This is a genomic window from Streptomyces sp. NBC_00829 (assembly GCF_045161795.1).
Classification (GTDB): Bacteria; Actinomycetota; Actinomycetes; order Streptomycetales; family Streptomycetaceae; genus Streptomyces.
In genome coordinates this window covers 298370-317037 of sequence record NZ_CP108868.1, presented here as the reverse complement: position 1 = coordinate 317037, position 18668 = coordinate 298370, and the positions used below count along the sequence as shown (strand labels likewise).

Sequence of the window (18668 nt, the reverse complement as noted above, 5' to 3'; positions counted from 1 at the left end):
CCGCGAGACGGTGCTCGTGACCACCCTGTAGGGCAGGCGTATTGCTTCGCAGCGTGTGGCGATCCGCCGGGCGAAACCGCTTATCGACCAGTCCAGAGCTTCCAGGTGCTTGAGTAACACCTCGTTGCGCTCGGAATGCGCTGCTTTCCGACTCATCATCGTGCCTTCCATCGCCGTGGGGTCCTGGAAGGCCGCGACGCGGAGAGCGTGGTGGGGCGCGTCAGGCCAGCTCGAGGAAGGGCCGACCGGAGCCGGGAGTGGTTGGACGGCGTCGCCGACGGGGCCAAGTCGCCTTCTGTGCTGCGGGCGAACCGGTTCGCGCCGATCAGTCTCATCAGATGTTCCCCTCGTCCCTTGCCGCCAGCAGACGGACGGGAGAGCGCCACAGCGTGGCTGCGGACAGCAGCAGGACGAGGACTCCGGCGACCATGACGGCGCGGACGCTGGTCAGGGAGGCGAGGGCGCCGGCGGCCAGGGCGGCGAGGGGCCGGGCCCCGTTGATCAGCCACAGCGCGGTCTGCTGGACGCGGGCCCGGAGGTGGGGCGGGCTGCTCCACTGCTGTACGGAGCGCTGGGTGGTGCCCACACAGGTAGCAGCGGCGAAATGCCCACAGCTGCCGACCATGAGGACCGCGAGCCAGGCCCGGCCCGGTTCGGCGACGAGCGGCGGGATCTGCATCAGGGCGTGGACGACGAACCCGACAGCCAGGACGCTGCCGGAGCCGTAGCGGCGGACGAGACGGGGTGCGATGAGGGCGCCGATGAGGCCGCCGAGACTGCCCGCGGCCATGATCAGTCCGAGACCGGTCGTGCCCACCCGCACGGTGGTCAGCAGGTGGTACGCCAGCAGGGTGGTGGTCAGGCCGCTGCCGATGCCGGTAGCCGTCAGGATCAAGAACAGCGGCCGGAGCACATCGTCCCTGACGGAGTAGAGGACGCCCTCTCTGATCTCGTCGAGCATCCGGCGCTTCGCCGCCCGTGCCCGGTCCGGTCCAGGCAGCGCCCGAACGCGGACCGCGCAGCACGCGGAGACGACGAGGGTCACGACGTCGGCAATCAGGGCGCGGGCGGGACCGGCCATCGCGACGAGCATGGTGCCCAAGGCGCTCCCGGCGACGCCGGCGGTGGTGAGCACGGCGGTGAAGTGCGAGTTGGCCTGGTGGAGCTTCCCGGGCCCCGCCAGGAGAGGGACGGCGGCCATCGACGCGACTGTGTGCAGGACCGACAGGGAACCCAGCACCAGGGCGATCGAGTAGAGGAGCGGCATCGTCAACACGCCCAGGACGGCGGCGGCCGGGATCATGACGACCACGCCGCCGCCGCGAGGTCAGTGGTGACCAGAACGGCTCGTAAGGGGTACCGGTCGAGCAGTACCCCCGCGGGCAGGGATACCAGCAACGCCGGAACGGTCGCGGCGAAGGCCAGCAGAGCGACCTGACCGGGTGCGGCGCCGAGGTAGAGAACCGCGAGGGCGGGAAGGGCAACCCCGTGGACGGAGGATCCCGCGAAACCGATGCCTTCGCCAACCAGCAGAAAGGCAAGGGACCGCCCCGTGGGCCTGCCCTCGGATCGACCCGACGCGTTGCGGGTCTCGGATGCCGTTGTCACAGAAGGTGCTCCGGGAGAGAGGGGGAGACGCGCGGAGGCCGTCAGCCATCCGTGCGACGGGTCGTGTGTCAGGACAGCCGAGCGCGGACTCGTGCGGCGTCCGTGACACTCAGCGGCTCGTACGACGCCAGTGCGCGGGCGAAGAGCTCTCGGGCTTCTTCCTCGGCGCCTGCCGCTGCGACGCTCTCGCCCAAGAGCTCCAGGCTTCGGGCCATCCACTGGCGAGATCCCGTCTGCTCGAACTCCTGCTGCGCCGTCCAGCCCACCCGCCGGGCTTCGTCGTGGCGCCCGGCCATTGAGTACGCCTGGCCGAGCCAGGCCAGGGCCCGGGCCGCGTCGTGCGGGTCCTCGACCTCGACGAGAACGGCACGGGCGGCGGCGAGGACCTCGATGGCCGCGGCGGCATCACCGCGGCCCAGATGGACTTGCCCGAGGAGGATGTCGGTGAGGGCGACTCCGCGACGGTCCTCCCGGCTCTCGCGCAGGGTCCGGGCCTGCTCCAGGTGCCCCACGGCCTCCTCGGGGCGACCGGCTTCGTACGCGGTGGCGCCGAGCTCGTGCAGCGCCTGCGCCTCGCCCCGGACGTCTTCGCGCTCGCGGGCGCCGGCCAGGACGTCGGTGAAGATCCGGGCCGCTTCGTCGAAGCCGCGGGCTCCGCGCAGGCCGATGCCGAGGGTGTTGGCCATCTCCTGAACGGCGAGGTCGTTGTTGTAGAGGCGGGCGGCTTCCAGGCCCAGGCGGTGGGCGTCGATCCAGGCGTCGTACATCCTGGCGGCGCGCCACCAGGGCCACATGGCGTGGACAAGCTGCCACACCAGCCCGTACGAGCCGGCCGCGTGCACGGCGCGGATCACGGCCAGGAGGTTGGCGGACTGCGCGTCGAGCCAGGACAGGGCCGCCGCGCGGTCCGGGAATTCGACCGGGTGCTCGGCGGGGTAGACGTAGATCCGGTCGAGCTGGCGGTGGCTGGGCGTCAGCAGCCGCTCGGCCGCGGTGGCCGCGGCCAGGTACCAGTCGGCCGCCCGCCGACGGGCCTCGGTCTCCGCTCCGTCCGTCTCCTCCCGCGCGGCGTGGTGGCGGGCGTGGGCGAGGGCGGCACTGGAGTAGCGGAAGACAGCGCCGCGCACGGGGTGGTCGCCGTCGCGGACCAGGAGGCCGCCGGTGGCGGCCTCTTCGAGAAGGCCGGCCGCCTCGGCGGGGGTGAGCAGCGCGACGGCGGCCGCGAGGGAGCCGTCGACGCTCTCCACGGGCAGTTGGGCGAGCTTGCGGTACAGGCGGGCGGCGGGGCGGGAGAGGTCTGCGTACGCGGTGTCGAGGGCGGCGGTCACGATCGCTCCGGGGAGGTCGGGGGCGGGGCTGGTGCTCGCGGTCCAGCGGCGGCGCTCGCTCAGGGCGCGCACGGCGGCGCTGAGTGGCCGGTCCGGGTGCCGGGCGAGCTGGGTGATGCTGAGGGCGAGCGCGAGGGGCAGGCCAGCGGTGAGCCCGATCAGTTCGGTGACGGCCTCCGTGTCGCGCTGAACGCGGTCAGCCCCGAGGCATCGCGCCAGGTAGGAGCGGGCGGCGACGTGGTCGAGGGGGCTCAGCGCGAGGGTTGCCGCGCCGTGGCGGGCGAGCTCCGGCAGCGGGATGCGGCTGGTCGCGACGACGAGGTGTCCGCTGCCGCCCGGCAGGAGACGATGGATCTGGTCGGCGTGGGAGACCCCGTCCAGCAGGAGGCACATCGGGGCCCGGGCGGCCGAGGCGGATCGCCACCAGGCCGCGAGCTCCTCGGCCCCGGCGGGCAGCGGGACCGTCAGGATGGAGCGCAGCATCCGGCCGAGGACTTCTCCCGGGCGGGCGGGACCGTCCGGGGCCTGTCCGCGCAGGTCGACATGGAGCTGGCCGCCCGGATAGCGGGCGGACAGCCTGTGGAGGAGTCGCTCGGCCAGCGAGGTCTTGCCGATGCCGACGGGGCCGGTCAGGACGGCGATGGGCACGGCGTACTCGGGCTGGGTCTCGATCCACCGGGTGAGCTGGTCCTGCTCCCGCTCACGGTCGGTCCACGCGGGCGCCACCGGCCGCAATTGCATGGGCACCGGCGGTTCGTGGCGTGGCTGGTGGACGTGGACGGCGCCGGCCGTGCCCGCCTGCACGCTGGCGTGCACGGCGGCGTCCCCGCCGACGGTGTTGGACACCGCGGGCGGGCGCGGAGTCCCGGAGGCATGCTCGGTCATCACCAGATACCTCGTCGTCGTGTCCGGAAAGGGGTCAGATCTGGGTTTCGCCGCGTACGAGCCACAGCCCCGCGCTGCGGGCGGCGTACCAGGTCAACTGGTCCTGGTAGATGCGGTCGGCGAGGGTGATCGCGGTGCGACTGGCCGCGACCACGCCGCGCACCGGGCAGTTGGGGTCAGCCAGCATCTGCAGCGCGCGGGCGTAGCCGCGTCGCAGGAGCGGGTTCTCGCCGCCAGTTCGCGCGTCGATGTCGTCGAGGGCATCCACGATCGGCGGACCGGCCACGGTCAGGTGCTCGACCGCGGCGTAACCCCGCACGGCAGCCAGGTCGTCGTGAGCTTCCCGGCCAGGCCCGGTTAGGGCGTACAGCACCACGCACGCTGCTCCAGCGGCGGAGAGGGCCGCCCGGTTCATCGCGTGGCGCTGCGCCTCCAGTGCGCCGAGACCGGGTACGGGCAAGGGCTCCACCGGTTCGGGCCGCTGACCGTAAGCGCGCGGGCGCAGCCCACGACCCGGCGACACCGGGGCGACCTCGGGTACGTGCGTGGCGAGGGCCGGGGCGTTCACCGCGGGCCCCCGTTGCCGTGCGCGGGGCAAGCGGTGTCGAAGGGGACGGTGCAGGCGATCAGCCCTGAAAGACCGTCCCGTTCCTGTGCGTTCAGCCGCAACCGTGCCACCCGCTCACCGTCCCGGTTGATCCCCGTGCCGGTGATCAGCCAGCCCAGAGAGCGGAGGTAGTCGAGCAGCGGATCCGTGGTGTTGCCGCGGCTCGCCGGGGACGGGGCCTCGGCGTGCACCCTCGTCGCCCCGATCCGGGAGGCGAAGTCGCTCACCCAGAGCGTGATCAGCCAGCCGTACCTGACGTCGAGACCCGGGGCCGTGTAGAAGAGCGAGATCCCCAAGCCGGGCCCTTCCGCGTCCGTGACGCCGGGACGCGGCTCGGGCTGCCGGTGCAGCAACAGGCAGCCGATGAGTATCTCCTCGTCGTCGGCGCCGTCCTCGTACAGGCCGACGCCCTCCGCCCAGGCCTCCCGGTACGCGGCGACGTGGTGGTGGGGCACCCTGATGCCGCGCTCGGCGAGCCAGCGAGCCCTGTCATCGACAAGGGCAGCGGCCGCCGCGCGGTCGGCGGCGGTGCTCAGCGGCCGCATCTCGTACTGCGGGCCGGTCGGCCGGCGCTCCTCTTGCGTTCCGGCCGGTTCCGCGGCCGCGGGTGAGGTGGTGGTGTTCACCGCGCTGCCCCTTCAAAGGCGGCCGACGGGTCCGGGGCGCCTTGCCCGTCATCGCCGAGGAGGCCCAGAGCGTGGCCCCAACCGATGAGTTGCGTGGCGTCGTTGGCGCCCGCCGCGCGGACGAGGTCTTCCGTGAAGGGCTTCACGTCGGCGCGGGCGATCCTCGCGGCGCGGGCGATGTCGGCCGGTGCGGAGTGCCCGGCGAGGGCCTTCAGCAGCCGCTGCTGGTTCTCGTCCGCCGTGAACGGCGGCCGAGACACGGGGAGCGACGGCACGGCGACCTGCCGGTGCAGGAGCAGGGCATGGGCGAGAACCGGGCGGGAGGAGCGGGGCGGGCAGTGGAGGTTCTGACGCATGCCGCGGATGTGGGAGCTCACCGTGTCGCCAGACAGGTGCTCCTCGGTGGCGATCTCGCTGTTGGTCAGCCCTTGGACCAGGTGCTCGGCGATCCGTTGCTGGGCAGGGGTGATAGGCGTGATGGGGGCTGTAGTGGTGGTCATCGAGGAGTCCTCGTCGGTTGGGGGTGATCAGACCGCAGTGGCGTGAAGCTGACGGGAAGCTGCTACGGGCCGATGCCCGATACGGAGTTGAGCGGCCTTCGCCGGTCAGCAGCGACGGCGAGTACCAGCCGGGGGAAGCGGACGGACAGCGCCGAGGTTCGGCGGCGATTTCCTGGCAGGCGAACGGCGCGCCGGAGGAGTAGTGGAGGCCGAGGGGTGGGAGGGGCGGAAAGGGGAGCCGAAAGTGGCGAACGGGCCGGCATCGCCGAAGCCGAAGACGGGTATCCGACAGTGATCAGCAGGCGGCCAGCGCCAGGCAAGCTCGCAGCCATGCGTCGTTGCGGGGGAGAGACGGGATCTTCATGCCGGCTGTAGGATCTCGCGGCTTGTGTCGGATGCCGCCCTCGTGACCAGCGGCTTCTCCCGGAGTCTCACGCCGTGTCGGACGCTGGAGTCTCAGCTTCGTGTCGTCTTCTCGGCGGTCCGCAATGACCGGCGCGGACCGCTGGGCCTGTGACCTGGGCTGTCTCACGGTCGATGTCGGATCCGACTTCGATCCGACATCGACCGTGAGATTCCGACATGGAATTTGAGATCCCACACCGGCACCCCGATCGTGGCGGACACCCGTCCGAGGGTGAGCGCCGTGTCCAGCAGGCCGACGTGCGAGAACGCCTGAGGAAAATTCCCGACCTGGCGACCGCGCTTGGCGTCCCACTCCTCGGCGAGCAGTCCGACATCGTTGCGCAGCGCCAGCAGGCGTTCGAAGAGCCCACGGGCCTCGTCGAGACGCCCGATCATGGCGAGGTCGTCGGCGAGCCAGAAGCTGCACGCGAGGAAGGCGCCCTCGTCGCCGCTCAGCCCGTCGATCCCGACCTCGTCACCCACGGTGGGGTAACGCAGGACGAAGCCGTCGGGGGTCGTCAGTTCGCGCTGGATGGCCTCGATCGTGCCGATGACCCGGGGGTCGTCCGGGGGCAGAAAGCCCATCTGCGGGATGAGGAGGGTGGCGGCGTCGAGTTCCTTGGAGCCGTACGACTGGGTGAACGTGTTGCGTTCCGCGTCGAATCCGCGCTCGCAGACGTCGCGGTGGATCCTCTCGCGCAGTTCCTTCCACCGCCGCAACGGTCCCGGCACGGCGCCGGACTCGATCAGCTGCACCGTGCGGTCCACGGCCACCCACGCCATGACCTTGGAGTGCACGTAGTGACGGCGTGGGCCGCGGCTCTCCCAGATCCCGTCGTCCGGCTCCATCCAGTGCTGCTCCAGGAAGTGGATCAGCTTGACCTGGAGGTGGTCGGCAGGGCCGGCGGGAAGGCCGGCCTGGCGGGCGCGGTGCAGGGTTTCGGTGACCTCGCCGTACACGTCCAGCTGGAGCTGGCCCGCGGCGTCGTTGCCGATGCGTACAGGGCCCGAGTCCTCGTATCCGCGCAGCCAGTCCAATTCGCGCTCGGGGAGCTGGCGTTCGCCGGCGATCCCGTACATGATCTGGAGCTTCTCCGGGTCGCCGGCCACTGCCCGGACGAGCCAGCCCGCCCAGTCGCGGGCCTCGGCCCGGTAGCCGGTGCGCAGCAGCGACGAGAGGGTGAGGGCAGCGTCGCGCAGCCAGCAGAACCGGTAGTCCCAGTTGCGGGAGCCGCCGATGTCCTCGGGCAGGGAGGTGGTGGGGGCGGCGACGATGCCCCCCGTCGGGGCGTAGGTGAGTGCCTTCAGGGTGATCAGGGAGCGGATCACGGCCTCCCGGTAGGGGCCGTCGTAGGTGCACTGGCCCGACCAGGCGGTCCAGAACTCTTCCGTCACCTTCAGGGCCGCCTCCGCGTCGGGTACCGGGGGCGGGCTCAGGTGGGAGGGGTGCCAGGTGAGGGTGAAGGCGATTCGCTCGCCTTCGGTGACGGTGAAGTCGGAGCAGGTGGTCAGGTCTTCGCCGTAGGTGGGGGCGGTGGTGTCCAGCCACAGGGCGTCCGGTCCGGCGACTGCCTGAGTGCGGGAGCCCCAGGTCTCCACCCAGGGGATGACGGATCCGTACTCCATGCGCATCCGCAGCCGTGAAGCCATGGACACACGGCCGCTCATCCCCTCGACGATGCGGACGAGTTGAGGTGCGCCGTCCCGGGGCGGCATGAAGTCGATGACCTTCACGATGCCCGAGCCGGTGACCCACCGGGTCTCGAGCACCAGGGTGTCCCCGCGGTAGCGGCGGTCGGTGGACACCGGACGCGTCTCCCCGGCCGGGCCGATGCGCCAGAAGCCGTTGTCCTCGTCGCCGAGCAGGTTCGCGAACACCGCGGGGGAGTCGAAGCGGGGCAGGCAGGCCCATTCGACCGTCCCGTCGCTGCCGATCAGGGCGGCGGTCTGCATGTCGCCGACGAGTCCGAAGTCCTCGATGCGTCGGGTGGCCATAGAAGTTCCGTTCGGTGCGGGTGCACGTCGGCCGGGGGACGGGCCGGACGCGCCGGGATGTGTGATGTCGGTGGTGCTGAGTTCGGCGCGGCCCAGCCGGTGGGCCTCGGCTGGGCCGGTGCGTCACGGCCCGCCGGGCCCCGGTGCGCGGGGCAGGGGGATGGCCGCCCAGGTGCCCGGTGGCGAAGGGCACCGTCGGGAGCAGGGCCGCCGTCCGTCCGTGACCGACGGCGGGCAGCTTGCTGAGGCTGGGGAAACTGCGATGCGGCACGTACTTCTCCTGGAGAGGCTGGTCGGCTCCCGGGCGAGGCGATCCCGGCGTGGGGCGTCGCCGATCGGGTCAGGTCAAGGGGACCGGGGTGCGGGAGGGCACGGTGGGAAGGCGTTGCGACCACTGGCCCTTGTTCTGGCCGAGGGCGAATTCGGCGAGGCGCAGCAGCTGGATGTCGGAGGTGCCGGCGGGGGCGAAGATGTGGTGGGCGTCGCGCAGGTAGCGGCCGATGGGGACGTCGGCCAGCAGTCCGGCTGCGGCGTGGATTTCCATGGCGGCCCGAGCGGAATCGAGAGCGAGCTCGACGTTGATCAGCTTGGCGTTCATCAGCTCGGCGTCGCAGGGCATGCCCTCGTCGAGGAGGTGGGCGGCGTGGTAGGCGGTGAGCCGCGCGGTCATGACGCGTGACTGGATCTGCCCGATCTTGATCTTGATGTTGGGCAGGTGGTGCAGCTGGTTGTCGTACCGGACGCGTTCGCTGGCGAAGGCCGTGGTCTGTTCCAGGATCGCCTGGTGGATACCGAGGGCGACCGCGGTGAGGTTGGGGCGCCCGTACAGGACGCTGGAGGAGTAGGCGACGTCCCGGCCCTCTCCCTCCCGGCCGAGGCGGTTGCCGACCGGTATTCGGCAGTCGTTGAAGTGCAGCTCGCCGAAGCTGAAGCCGTGGAGTCCGAGGGTCTGGCCCGGTGGGGGCAGGGTCAGGCCGGGGCGGTCCGCTTCGACGAGGAACGCGGTGAGCCCCTTGGAGCCTTCGCCGGTGCGGGCGACGACCCCGTGGAGGTGCCCGATGTGGGAGTTGCCGACGTAGACCTTGGTGCCGTTGAGGACGTAGTGACGCCCATCCCGGCGCGCCGTCATCTGCATGCCCAGCACATGGCTGCCGGCCTCGGGGTCGGTGACGGCGATGGTCGGCAGGCACGACCCGTCGGCGACCTTGGGGAGCCAGTCGCGCTTCTGCCGTTCGCTGCCGAAGTGGATGATCTTTGCAACGCCGAGCTGGGAGGCCTGGACCATGGCGCCCATGGCGCCGCTGATCCTGGACAGCTCCTCGATGATGAGGGTCTTGGCGAGGTGGCCGGCGCCCATGCCGCCATAGGCCTTGTCGACGGTGACGCCGATCCACCCCTGCCGGGCGATGGCCGCCGCGAGCTCTGTTTCCACCGCGCCGGTGCGCTCCATGTCCGCCACGCGCGGTGCGACCTTGGACTCCGCGAAGGCACGGACCTGCGCACGGAGTTGATGGTGGCGCTCTTCGAGATAGGCATCGGACACTGTGGGCTCCCCTCCCTGTTGATCGCTCGTGACGTGCGGCGGCGCGGGTTCGGGCTACGGCTGGATGCCGGCGCGCTGGTAGAGGAAGTTCATGACGTCGTCGCGGCGCTGCTTGATCAGGGCGAGGGACTCCCGCCCGGTGCTCAGGTCCCGCTCCACCGGGCCCACGAAGCACACGGTGCCGAGCACCGTGTCGCCGTGCAGGAGGGGAGCGCCGGCGTAGGTGCGGATTCCGATCAGGTCGACGACGGTATTCCCGGCGAACCGCGGCGAGGAGAAGACATCGGGCAGGACCAGGGCCTTCTTACGGTCGACAACCTCGGGGCAGAAGCCGTGGTCGAGGGGCATGCTGCGGCCGACGGTCGGCAGCTCGCTGTTGTCCCCGGGCGTGTGGAGCCCGAAGAACTGCTGCTGGTCTCCGAAAATGTTGACCATGGCGTAGGGGACGCCTGCCTCCTGGGCCAGCTGCGTGGCGAACGCGTCGAGTTCCGGCTCGGGGCCGGTCAGGCCGAAGGCGCCCAGTACGGCGTCCCGTTCGGTTTGCGGCGTGCCCACGTGGGGGGTGTCCGTGGGGAAGGTCATGCGAGGGCTCCAGAGGTGAGGTGACGGCGGCGCCGGAGGCTGTGTTCGACGAGGCGGATCAGAACAGTCATGGCGGACGCGCGCTCACGGACATCGCAGATGAGGACCGGGACTTGAGGGTCGAGCTCGAGCGCCTGCCGTACTTCGGTGGGCGTGTAGCGGTAGGCGTCGTCGAACTCGTTGACAGCGACGACGAACGGCGTCTTGAGCTGCTCGAAGTAGCTGACCGCGGCGAAAGAGTCCTCAAGGCGCCGGGTGTCCGCCAGGACCACCGCGCCGACCGCGCCGTACGAGAGGTCGGGCCAGGCGAACCAGAATCGCTCCTGGCCGGGTGTGCCGAACAGAAAAAGGATCATGGGGCGGGGCGTCTCGTCGAACGTGATCCGGCCGAAGTCCATGGCCACGGTGGTGGTGGTCTTCTCCGCCACGCCGGTCAGGTCGTCGATGTCCCGGCCGGCGTCGGTAAGGACTTCCTCCGTCATCAGCGGCTCTATCTCGCTGACTGTGGCGACCATCGTGGTCTTGCCGACGCCGAAGCCGCCGGCCACCACGATCTTCAGCTCCGCCACGGGAAGCGCCGCGCCCCCAGGCTCAGAGCCGAGTGTGTAGGCCATGAAGAAGTGCCTCCAGTAGGTGTACGTCGGGATCGGCTCCGGCGCCCACAGGGTTGGCCCGAGCCAGCGCGTCGCAGTCGAGGAGGTCCCCGATCAGGACCTTCACCACCTGCACGGGCTGGTGCGTCCGGGCGGCGAGTTCGGCGACGGAGCGGGGGACGCCGCTGCAGTGCAGCAGCAGCGCCTCCCCCTCGGGACTGGGATGGGCCGTCCCGGGGGCGGCCGGTCGGGTGATCAGGCAGGTGGTGAGATGCAGCGTGTGGTGCGAGCGGGTGCGGCCTCCCGTGATCGTGTAGGGACGGACATCCGCTAATGAGCTGTCGGCCCATCCGCCGGCCTCCACGTCACAGCCCCTGCCCGCTATACGAGTTGGGCCGGGCCGCCACGACCAGGTGCTCGTCCAGACCCCTGATGAAGATCTCCATCACGTAGCCGACCTGGCCCGGGTCCGCGGTGGGCGTGGCCACGACGGCCAAGACGGTGTTCACGGCCCTGTCGTCCTGGAACTCGACGCCGGCGCTCATCACGAAGAGGCTGCCGCCGTCATGCTCCACGACGACCTGGCGGATCCCGCCCGACATGTCCTTGAACTGCTGGCGCCCGAGCGAGTACAGCCCGGAGATGACGGCCGCGAGGTTGTCGGCATCGTCGATCGACTGTTCGGTCCAGGCCAGCTTCAGCCCGTCACCCGAAGCGAGGAGGGCGCGGGTCGTCCCGGGTGCCTTGTCGAGAAGCCCGGCGAGCAGTCCGCTCAACTGATCTCGGGCAGATGCGGCAGAGGTCGGGAAGCCGTCGCTTTGCATGGATGTCTCCTGGTCAGGGATGGAGGGTGGCTGGACGAGGGGCGTCTCAAACGGCGGGTGGCTGAGACCCGGGGGAGTCTCCAGACGGTCTACGGGACCGGAAGTTCGCCATCAGCCCGCTGGTGGCGCGTCCCGCCGGTGCTTGCTGAACCAGAGGCGGGATACGCGTCTCGGCCTCGCCGCGCCGGGGCAGTTGCGGTCGGCTTCCGTTCTGACCGGGAGAAGCCGCAGGGACACTGTCGCCCTGCAGAGCAGGCCGGATGCGCCGGGGCAACTCAGCGGTGTCATCCGGGTGAGGCATCATGTGCTCCCGTCGCGCCGGGCCGGGCGTGTGCGCGGAAGGACGTGGACTCGGAGGAGGAGGCTTGGGCGAGTGCTGCCGGTCGGCGGGGACGAGCAGTTCCTTGGGGAGGACCACGACGGCCTGGGTCCCACCGACGATGTTGGGCCCCAGCCGAATGGTGATCTTGTGTCGTTGCGCGAGGAGGGCAGCGACCAGGAGGCCGATCTTGCCTTCCCGTAGGCGGGCTCGAGGGTCCTCGCTCTCCGGTGCGGCCAGCAGGCGGTTGAGTGATTCCCGCTTCTGCTGCGACATGCCGGCGCCGCGGTCGAGCAGTTCGATGGCTATCCCGTCGGCGGCCTCATGGGTGTGGACCTCCACTCGGTCACTCGAGAAGCCGGTCGCGTTCTCCATCAGGGCAGCGAGCAGGTGCACCACGTTCGGGCTGACGTATCCCGGCAGTGCGGCAGCCGTGTGCGGGGACCGTGCCACGCGTACGCGCGGATACTCCGGGATCTCCGCGACCGCGCGCCGGATCGCCGCGGCGAGCACCACAGGGGCACTGTCCCGAGGAGGGGTGTTGCCGCCCAGGACAGCAAGGCTCTCGACCGCGCGCCGCATCTGAGTCAGCAGGTGATCGACCCGGAAGAGCTCGGCCATCAGCTCCGGGTCCTCGATGTCCCTTTCGACGTCGGAGATGACTTGGATGCTGCGGTTGACCAGGCTCAGCAGACGCGGAGAGATCGACTTGAAGATCTCGGCGAGCTCCGCCTGGGCGTTGAGCTGCTGGTGCTGACGGGTCGCGGCCACCATCACCGTCTTCCACGCTTCGTCGAAGGCCTCGTCCAGCAGGCCAACGGCGTCGGCGCACACATTGCCGCTTCGGGGGAATGCGACCGTCGGAGGGAAGTCGGTGCGCGCGGCGCCCTGCGCAGCCTGTTCAGCGGCCCAGCGGATGTGATCGCGACCTCGTCCGGCTGCGGTGACGACCCCTTCCAGAGCTTGAAGGGCGGCGTCTCGCTCCCCGCGAAGTTCCCCTATCCGGGTCAGGCTGCGGCGCGCGCGGAGCGACCGTGCTCCGGTCCACCACAACGCGCAGGCGGCCGCGGCGACAGCTGTCGCGATGCCGAGCGGGGTGGGCAGCACGTCGAAGCCATCGAGCAGCCAGCCCCCGGCCACCACCGCTCCCGTGAGAGCGCTCCCTGTGAACGCGGGCGGAAAGGCCCCGCTGTCACTGGCGCGAGCACGGTGACGCCGGGCGGAGTCGGCTGTGTGATCAGACATGGCACATCTCCCGAGTCCGAAGGCCCATCGGCTGCCGGGCGACGTTTCGCATCCGGGCGCGCATCAGGCTGAGGCTGTCGTGCAGTACCACCGCGTCCGTGGTCGGGTAGGCCTGCGGTGCAGGCGGTGCGACCCAGAAACAGTGGTGGCACAGCGACTGGGGCCCCTGGGGCGAGCACCGTAATGACGGCCCGGGCTCGCAAGCCGAATGCGCGGCCCTCCACACGTCGGCGGTACCGGAGGAGACCGGCACGAGCAGCCTTCGGTGCGTCATGCAGCACAGCAGCGGGCCGACCCGGCTCCCGCAATCGATCATCTCGTCGAGTGCGGCCATGCCCAGGCCCATGCTGACGCGTACGACATCGAGCTCAAGCGGAAGCGTGAAAGGCGGCGGGGCCTCGCCGAATTGCAGCTGCCAGGGGTGGCGGGTGCTCAGTAGGGGAGTCATCAGCTCTCCGGTCAGGACGGTGGTGTCCGTCGGGTTGGTGAGGGCCGCCCTGGTGCCGCGCCGTAGCGGGGGAGGCCGACGCGGCATCAGAACGGGGACGTGACGTCGCGCGGGCTAAGGCAGCGCCACTGCTGCGACGGTCGGCACGGTCTCGCGAGGAGGCCGGATCCGGCCGGAAGGCTGCTCGGCAGAGGGAGGCCAGCGTCCCGTCTCCGAGCCGTGCCCCCATGTCCGGCAGGGGGCATCAAGAAGGTGCAGTTAACAGACCAGTCCTGATCGGCGTGGCGTACGACCACTATGGCGGCTTCGCGGTCGGTCGCATCGGCGGCTGGACAAGGGGGCTTGTGCGAACACATTCGCGCTTTCCTCTCAGACGTGCTCGTTCGATGTGGATTTAGGCCCTCTTCGGCGCTCTACGAAGCTGCGGGGGAACGGCTTCCGGACGATGCTGCGTGACCGACAGCCCTATCAGGGAGTCCTGGCAGCAGCCTTGGCGAGGCAGAACTCAAGCACCTGATCGATGGCACGTCTGTGGCTGTCGGGGTCGCTGGTGACGGGCTGGTGGGCGATCCGATCGTCGTCGAGGAGGGCGTGCACGTGGCGGTCGACCAGGAAGCGGTAGTGCGGGTCGTAGTCGTGGCTCGGGTCGACCGGCATGTCCGGGTCCAGCTCGGTGGAAAGGAGCAGGTCGTACTTTGCTGTCTGAGTCGCAACGAGGAGTCGAAGCCGCTCGCTCTCCAGTCCGTCGAGTTGTTCCTCGCGGAACTCCAGGGCAGCGCAGTAGTACGCGAGGGCGTCCAGGGCGGCCCGGTCGGCGAGGACGACCTGTGCACCCTGTGCCACGGCGGCGAGTTCGTCGGCGACGCCCTGCACAATGATCCACTCGGTGGATACCTCAGTGTGCCTCTGCATCTTCGGCAGTCCGATAGCCGCCGCGCGCTTGGCGAGGCGGCCGGTGCGGGCCACGGTGAGCCCGTGGCCGCGCAGCTCCATCTCGATCCGCTTCAGCAGCGTGGTCTTGCCGGTGGAGTGGGTGCCGAGCACTCCGATACGGACGGGCGTCGTCTGTGTCACCACAGGGTGGGGTCCTCTTCTGGTTGGGGGGCGCCAGGCCGGGCGGGCGGCCCAGCTGGTCCCAGGTGTCGCAGTGGCGGGCCATGGCCAGCAGGAGTTGAGCCGTGGCGTAGGCGTCGAACGTGGCGCGGTGTCGGACTAGGCGGCGCTGCCAGAGACCTGGCGGGCGGAGCGTAATCGTGGGCCATCCGCGGCGGTCAGGTTCTGGCCATCCCGGCTCGCCGGGCCGGTGGGCCAAGGGAACCGGAAGCTTGTGGCGCTGTTCAGACAGCGGCAGGACTGAGGAGCCGCAGTGCCTTCTCGACGGCCCCTGTCTGACTTGCCAGGTCGTTGGTAACGCGCAAGTGAGGTATTTGCTCTTCGGTGAGGAGCGCGTGCGTGTGAAGGTCAACCAGCACGCGGTACCGGGAGTTGTCGTCGAGCCTCTGCTCGACCATCCGGGCCGTGTCGAGCACCGTCGCCAGGAGCAGGTCGTACTTCGGTAGCTGCGTGGAAGCGAGCAGCAGCAGCCGCTCCCGCTCTTGGCGGTGGATGCGTTCGCCGCGGTACTCCAGAGCCGCGTTGAGGTAGGCGAGGGCCTCGTGAGGGGGGCCGTCGGCCAGAATGGCCTGGGGGCCCTGGGCCGCTGCGGTGATCGCGTCGGCGATGCCCTGTGTGATGATCCACTCGGTGGACGCCACAGTGTGGTACTGCTTCTTGGCCAGCCCGATAGCTGCGGCCCGGTTCCCGAGCTGTCCTGTCCTGGCCAGGGCCACACCCCTGGTTTCCAGCTCCTTCTCGATCTGCCTGATCAGCTTCCCCCTGCCCAGGGATGGGGCGCCGAGTACTCCGATCATGACGGGCGCATTCCTTGTCGCCACAGCGTGGGCTCCTCTTGGTTTCGGCGGTCATCGGGCGGGAGGCGAAGTGCGTCAGATCAGCGGCTGGGCCCGGTGAGGGCAAGAGCGGTGTATCCGCCATCGGCGTCAAGGCTCCAGCGAGCGGTGTGCCGCCAGCCGTGGCGGTGGCCTTCTATGACGGCGTCGGGGTAGCCGCGGCGCAGTCCGGATTGCTGGTTCTCCCACACTTGGACGACGACGTACATGACGCCCGTGCGGGGTTTGAGCCAGCGCCGCACATCGGCGAGGAAGAGGTTCAGCGGCAAGTACGGCAGGACCAGGCGGCACGACACCACGTCGAGACTGCCCGGTCGGAGATGTGGCGGAGGCGTCCGCATCACGAAGTCGTGCACCTCGAACGACAGCCGCTGATGGTTGGGAAACAGGCTCTGTGCGCCTTCGATGGCGGCTGGCGACCAGTCGTATCCAGTGGTCCACAGCCCCATACGGGCCATCGCATCCGTCAGGACCCCCCAGCCGCAGCCGACATCGATCGCGGATCGCCCGTGCCCGGTCAGCACATGCCGCTGGAACTGCTCCAGCTCCCACACACTGAGCGGCAAGTTCTCGTGTGCCACCGGCTGACGGTAGAAACGGTCCCAGGCCTGCCGCTTCCTGCTCGCCTCATCCGCGTCTACCGGGACTCGGTCCAGGTCCAGCCCGGTTAAGCCGTTCACTGCGCACCAACTTCACGTAAGAGGTCGTCCAGGTTGACGATCGAGTAGTCCCTGAGCGTGCGGACGAGCTGCGAGGCCAGGAACCAGGACAGCTCGCGCCGTCCGTACCGAACCGGCTCGTCGGAAGCAGCCACGGCCCGGATACCGTCCGAGCCGTACTCGTAGGCAGTACCGATCACGCCGTACAGCGGAGCGCTGCGCACCAGGAAAGCCGTCACCCCATGCCCTGCGAGATAGGGGAACTGCTCGGCGGCGACGGGAGCGTGCTTCAGGCAGACCGGCGGTTGTGCCGTGCGGACCACCGCACCGTAGGCCGGACCGCAGGCTCTCTCCAGAAACAGGTGTCCGTCGGGCGTCTTGGCCGGCCCAACGCACAGTTGGCAGCGAAGCAGCAACATGCACTCGCGCTGGCGGGCCGGGTGAACCAGGCGCCACCGCGGCTGGCCCGCCGGCAACCCGTCCGGGCCGATCATCTGAGAACACCGGCCCCACAGAACTCCACGCGTGTCCCGATCCTGCGCGCTCTCATCCCAGTAGCCCAGGCGGGATTGGCCATCGGAACTGAAGTCCGCACGCAGCGAAAGGAGCGAGTCGGCTTCCTCGCCCTCGCGGGCCGTGATGTACGGGACCAGGCGGGTGGCAGGGGCGGTCATGCGGCTGTTCCCGTCGCCACCGCCGGCCGGTGGGGGGCGATGACCTGCCCGTCCGGCAGCAGCTCACCGGTGTCAAAGAGGAGGACGCCGTTGCACAGCAGGCTCCAGCTCTGCTCTGGGCGGTGCGCCACGAGGCGGGCGGCTTCCCGGTCTGCGGAGTCTGATGCCGGGCACGGGGGCCGGTGTTGGCACATACTAATCCTCATCGACAGCCCCTCTCCACCGGTTCGGTTCGGGGGTCGGGCACGAACCGGTGGAGAGGGAGATGGTCGCCGCAGGAGGCGGCTGCGGGGGTGGGGGCAGAGGCTTCGATCGGCTCTGGGTCTCGCCTGTCAGGTGGTCGCAGTACCCGTAGAAGCGGATGCGTTCGGCGCTGCCGAGCGGCCAGTCGGAGGCGCGGTCGCCCCACTCGACGACCCAGTAGGTGGGGGACGGAGCTAGGCGGACACGCAGGTCGGGGAACCCGGGGAGGTCCCGCAGAGCGTCGCGGATCGCGAGGGCGACGGACACGGGGCCGGCCCCTATGTATCCGCCCCGCCGGCGGCCACCGACCGGCACAGCCAGAAGCGGAGTACGAAAGACGCGGACGGCGACACTGCCCTGCAGAAGGTGGCGGTCATGCAGACGGGAGGCAACGAACTCGAAGTCGTAGGCCTCGTCAGCGGGCAGCACTGCGATGCTCAGCGGCGGAAGCTCACGCCTGCTGCGATGAGTAACGCGAGCGGTCACGAAATGTCCTCCAACAACAACTGGGCGGGCAGCGATCCACCCGTGCCCTCAAAGATCAAAAGGTGCTTACAGCAGCGCCCGGCCCCGCTGGACGGGGCGCGCGACCACCTGGGCGGCTTCGCGATCGGGCGCCTCAGCGGTCGGGCAGGGGGCTTATGCGGGCACATGGCTGCGCTACCTCTCGGACGTGCTGGTCTGCCACAGCGATGTTGCCGAGTTGTATGAGTGTGCCGCGTAAGCGTTCGCCGAGCTCATCGATCTGATCAGCCGGAGGCGTTTGGTCCCCAATGACTCTGTCCAGGTCGTCGAATACGGCGTCCACTACGAGGGGGTCCCACGCCCGCATCTTGGCAACGACGGTGGCCAGTCTTTCGGCTGACAGCACGGATTCGTACTTCCGCGCCTGACGTGGGTCGCTCGCGCTCACGCCGTTCTCCGGGGCCAGGGCGATCGGGGGCAAGACGGCTCCATAGAGGTGATAGCTGAGAGGGGTCGAGGGTCCGCTACTGCGGCGGACCGTCGGCGTCGTCGCACAGCTTCAGCTCGCACCACGTCCGCTTGCCATCTGGACTGGTTCCCCAGGCATCGGATAACTCGGCGACAAGGAGCAGGCCGCGGCCTCGCTCGGCGTCTGTAGCAGGATCTCGGCAGAGCGTGGGCAACTCGGAGGAATCGCCGCCGACTTCGATGCGTACCGCCGCCTCGCTGCAGGAGATCGCGAAGCCGATGTGTGGCCCACGCCCATGCTGGAGTGCGTTGGTGACGAGCTCGCTGATCAGGACGGCTGCCTCTTCGGTGACCGCCTCCTCGCAGCCCCAGTAGCGCAACGAGGCGCGACCGAGGCGACGCATCTGTCCGACACGACGGGCACCTTCTGGCCGAAGGGGTTCACCAGCGGGCTGCCGGACGCATTCGAAGGAGACGATGCGTCGATCGGCCGCCGGTCGCTGACGGCAGGCATCGCCCAGGGCCACAGGTACCGGGTCGGTGCTGGTCAGGGTCGAGACCATCGCTTGTCTCCTCGTCATCCACGGCAGTAGTTGAACGGAAAGTGATCCGTGCTTCGTTTTCCGTGACGTTGGTGGTGGAAGCCGCAGTCTGTTGGGGATCGCAAGGACTTAGCGAGTGCCGTACCTGTGTCTTGTTGCG

The 18668-nt window shown here is 69.8% G+C and carries 21 protein-coding genes and 2 pseudogenes; all 23 read right to left on the bottom strand.

Annotated features, from left to right (window positions below; genetic code table 11):
- Positions 1 to 334: 334 nt before the first annotated feature.
- A complete protein-coding gene (locus OG293_RS41170; protein WP_331752566.1) occupies positions 335 to 1303 on the bottom strand; it encodes an MFS transporter in 969 nt (322 codons plus the stop codon).
- Positions 1300 to 1608: a hypothetical protein gene (locus OG293_RS41165; RefSeq protein ID WP_331752403.1), complete on the bottom strand. Its 309-nt coding sequence runs from the start codon at positions 1606 to 1608 to the stop codon at positions 1300 to 1302. Before OG293_RS41165 ends, OG293_RS41170 begins: the two co-directional genes overlap by 4 nt.
- A 68-nt stretch (positions 1609 to 1676) precedes the next feature.
- Entirely contained in the window at positions 1677 to 3821 is a 2145-nt protein-coding gene (locus tag OG293_RS41160; protein WP_331752401.1) for a tetratricopeptide repeat protein, read from the bottom strand.
- Positions 3822 to 3855: 34 nt separating this feature from the next.
- A complete protein-coding gene (locus OG293_RS41155) occupies positions 3856 to 4389 on the bottom strand; it encodes a hypothetical protein (RefSeq protein WP_331752399.1) in 534 nt (177 codons plus the stop codon).
- Positions 4386 to 5054, bottom strand: a complete 669-nt coding sequence (locus tag OG293_RS41150; RefSeq protein ID WP_331752397.1) for a hypothetical protein — start codon at positions 5052 to 5054, stop codon at positions 4386 to 4388. The genes OG293_RS41155 and OG293_RS41150 overlap by 4 nt, the downstream gene beginning before the upstream one ends.
- Entirely contained in the window at positions 5051 to 5554 is a 504-nt protein-coding gene (locus OG293_RS41145; protein ID WP_331752395.1) for a LuxR C-terminal-related transcriptional regulator, read from the bottom strand. Before OG293_RS41145 ends, OG293_RS41150 begins: the two co-directional genes overlap by 4 nt.
- Positions 5555 to 6163: 609 nt before the next feature.
- Positions 6164 to 7954: pseudogene (locus OG293_RS41140) on the bottom strand (glycoside hydrolase family 15 protein); the annotation flags it as partial.
- A gap of 340 nt (positions 7955 to 8294) precedes the next feature.
- Entirely contained in the window at positions 8295 to 9497 is a 1203-nt protein-coding gene (locus tag OG293_RS41135; RefSeq protein WP_331752393.1) for an acyl-CoA dehydrogenase family protein, read from the bottom strand.
- A gap of 54 nt (positions 9498 to 9551) precedes the next feature.
- On the bottom strand, positions 9552 to 10079 hold the full coding sequence (locus OG293_RS41130; protein ID WP_331752391.1) for a GAF domain-containing protein: 528 nt from the start codon (positions 10077 to 10079) through the stop codon (positions 9552 to 9554).
- The gene (locus OG293_RS41125) at positions 10076 to 10693 is read right to left on the bottom strand and encodes an ATP/GTP-binding protein (RefSeq protein WP_331752389.1); all 618 of its coding nucleotides are present in this window, start codon (positions 10691 to 10693) and stop codon (positions 10076 to 10078) included. The genes OG293_RS41130 and OG293_RS41125 overlap by 4 nt, the downstream gene beginning before the upstream one ends.
- Positions 10671 to 11036: a DUF742 domain-containing protein gene (locus OG293_RS41120; protein WP_266814589.1), complete on the bottom strand. Its 366-nt coding sequence runs from the start codon at positions 11034 to 11036 to the stop codon at positions 10671 to 10673. Before OG293_RS41120 ends, OG293_RS41125 begins: the two co-directional genes overlap by 23 nt.
- Before the next feature lies 1 nt (position 11037).
- A complete protein-coding gene (locus OG293_RS41115) occupies positions 11038 to 11496 on the bottom strand; it encodes a roadblock/LC7 domain-containing protein (protein ID WP_331752386.1) in 459 nt (152 codons plus the stop codon).
- A gap of 46 nt (positions 11497 to 11542) precedes the next feature.
- Entirely contained in the window at positions 11543 to 13060 is a 1518-nt protein-coding gene (locus OG293_RS41110) for an ATP-binding protein (RefSeq protein ID WP_331752384.1), read from the bottom strand.
- The gene (locus OG293_RS41105; protein WP_331752382.1) at positions 13053 to 13595 is read right to left on the bottom strand and encodes a hypothetical protein; all 543 of its coding nucleotides are present in this window, start codon (positions 13593 to 13595) and stop codon (positions 13053 to 13055) included. The genes OG293_RS41110 and OG293_RS41105 overlap by 8 nt, the downstream gene beginning before the upstream one ends.
- The gene (locus OG293_RS41100) at positions 13595 to 13864 is read right to left on the bottom strand and encodes a DUF5999 family protein (RefSeq protein WP_331752380.1); all 270 of its coding nucleotides are present in this window, start codon (positions 13862 to 13864) and stop codon (positions 13595 to 13597) included. The genes OG293_RS41105 and OG293_RS41100 overlap by 1 nt, the downstream gene beginning before the upstream one ends.
- A 112-nt stretch (positions 13865 to 13976) precedes the next feature.
- Positions 13977 to 14585 carry an AAA family ATPase gene (locus OG293_RS41095; protein WP_406003922.1) on the bottom strand — a complete coding sequence of 203 codons (609 nt, stop codon included), beginning with the start codon at positions 14583 to 14585 and terminating at the stop codon, positions 13977 to 13979.
- A 260-nt stretch (positions 14586 to 14845) separates the two neighbouring features.
- A complete protein-coding gene (locus OG293_RS41090) occupies positions 14846 to 15418 on the bottom strand; it encodes a hypothetical protein (RefSeq protein WP_331752376.1) in 573 nt (190 codons plus the stop codon).
- An 80-nt stretch (positions 15419 to 15498) separates the two neighbouring features.
- The gene (locus tag OG293_RS41085) at positions 15499 to 16038 is read right to left on the bottom strand and encodes a class I SAM-dependent methyltransferase (protein ID WP_406003921.1); all 540 of its coding nucleotides are present in this window, start codon (positions 16036 to 16038) and stop codon (positions 15499 to 15501) included.
- A gap of 95 nt (positions 16039 to 16133) precedes the next feature.
- Positions 16134 to 16790, bottom strand: a complete 657-nt coding sequence (locus OG293_RS41080) for a hypothetical protein (RefSeq protein WP_331752372.1) — start codon at positions 16788 to 16790, stop codon at positions 16134 to 16136.
- The gene (locus OG293_RS41075) at positions 16787 to 16984 is read right to left on the bottom strand and encodes a DUF5999 family protein (RefSeq protein ID WP_331752564.1); all 198 of its coding nucleotides are present in this window, start codon (positions 16982 to 16984) and stop codon (positions 16787 to 16789) included. The genes OG293_RS41080 and OG293_RS41075 overlap by 4 nt, the downstream gene beginning before the upstream one ends.
- Before the next feature lies 1 nt (position 16985).
- The gene (locus OG293_RS41070) at positions 16986 to 17519 is read right to left on the bottom strand and encodes a DUF6302 family protein (protein WP_331752370.1); all 534 of its coding nucleotides are present in this window, start codon (positions 17517 to 17519) and stop codon (positions 16986 to 16988) included.
- Positions 17520 to 17585: 66 nt separating this feature from the next.
- Positions 17586 to 17633: pseudogene (locus tag OG293_RS41065) on the bottom strand (hypothetical protein); the annotation flags it as partial.
- A 389-nt stretch (positions 17634 to 18022) separates the two neighbouring features.
- Positions 18023 to 18445, bottom strand: coding sequence for an ATP-binding protein (locus tag OG293_RS41060; RefSeq protein WP_406003937.1), 423 nt, complete (start codon positions 18443 to 18445; stop codon positions 18023 to 18025).
- Positions 18446 to 18668 lie beyond the last annotated feature (223 nt).

Bases quoted from the DNA above. Each gene is read 5' to 3' on its own strand.
- OG293_RS41170 (WP_331752566.1), bottom strand. From the start codon at position 1,303: ATGATCCCGGCCGCCGCCGTCCTGGGCGTGTTGACGATGCCGCTCCTC.
- OG293_RS41160 (WP_331752401.1), bottom strand. From the start codon at position 3,821: ATGACCGAGCATGCCTCCGGGACTCCGCGCCCGCCCGCGGTGTCCAAC.
- OG293_RS41145 (WP_331752395.1), bottom strand. From the start codon at position 5,554: ATGACCACCACTACAGCCCCCATCACGCCTATCACCCCTGCCCAGCAA.
- OG293_RS41130 (WP_331752391.1), bottom strand. From the start codon at position 10,079: ATGACCTTCCCCACGGACACCCCCCACGTGGGCACGCCGCAAACCGAA.
- OG293_RS41125 (WP_331752389.1), bottom strand. From the start codon at position 10,693: ATGGCCTACACACTCGGCTCTGAGCCTGGGGGCGCGGCGCTTCCCGTG.
- OG293_RS41115 (WP_331752386.1), bottom strand. From the start codon at position 11,496: ATGCAAAGCGACGGCTTCCCGACCTCTGCCGCATCTGCCCGAGATCAG.
- OG293_RS41110 (WP_331752384.1), bottom strand. From the start codon at position 13,060: ATGTCTGATCACACAGCCGACTCCGCCCGGCGTCACCGTGCTCGCGCC.
- OG293_RS41105 (WP_331752382.1), bottom strand. From the start codon at position 13,595: ATGCCGCGTCGGCCTCCCCCGCTACGGCGCGGCACCAGGGCGGCCCTC.
- OG293_RS41100 (WP_331752380.1), bottom strand. From the start codon at position 13,864: ATGTGTTCGCACAAGCCCCCTTGTCCAGCCGCCGATGCGACCGACCGC.
- OG293_RS41090 (WP_331752376.1), bottom strand. From the start codon at position 15,418: ATGATCGGAGTACTCGGCGCCCCATCCCTGGGCAGGGGGAAGCTGATC.
- OG293_RS41080 (WP_331752372.1), bottom strand. From the start codon at position 16,790: ATGACCGCCCCTGCCACCCGCCTGGTCCCGTACATCACGGCCCGCGAG.
- OG293_RS41075 (WP_331752564.1), bottom strand. From the start codon at position 16,984: ATGTGCCAACACCGGCCCCCGTGCCCGGCATCAGACTCCGCAGACCGG.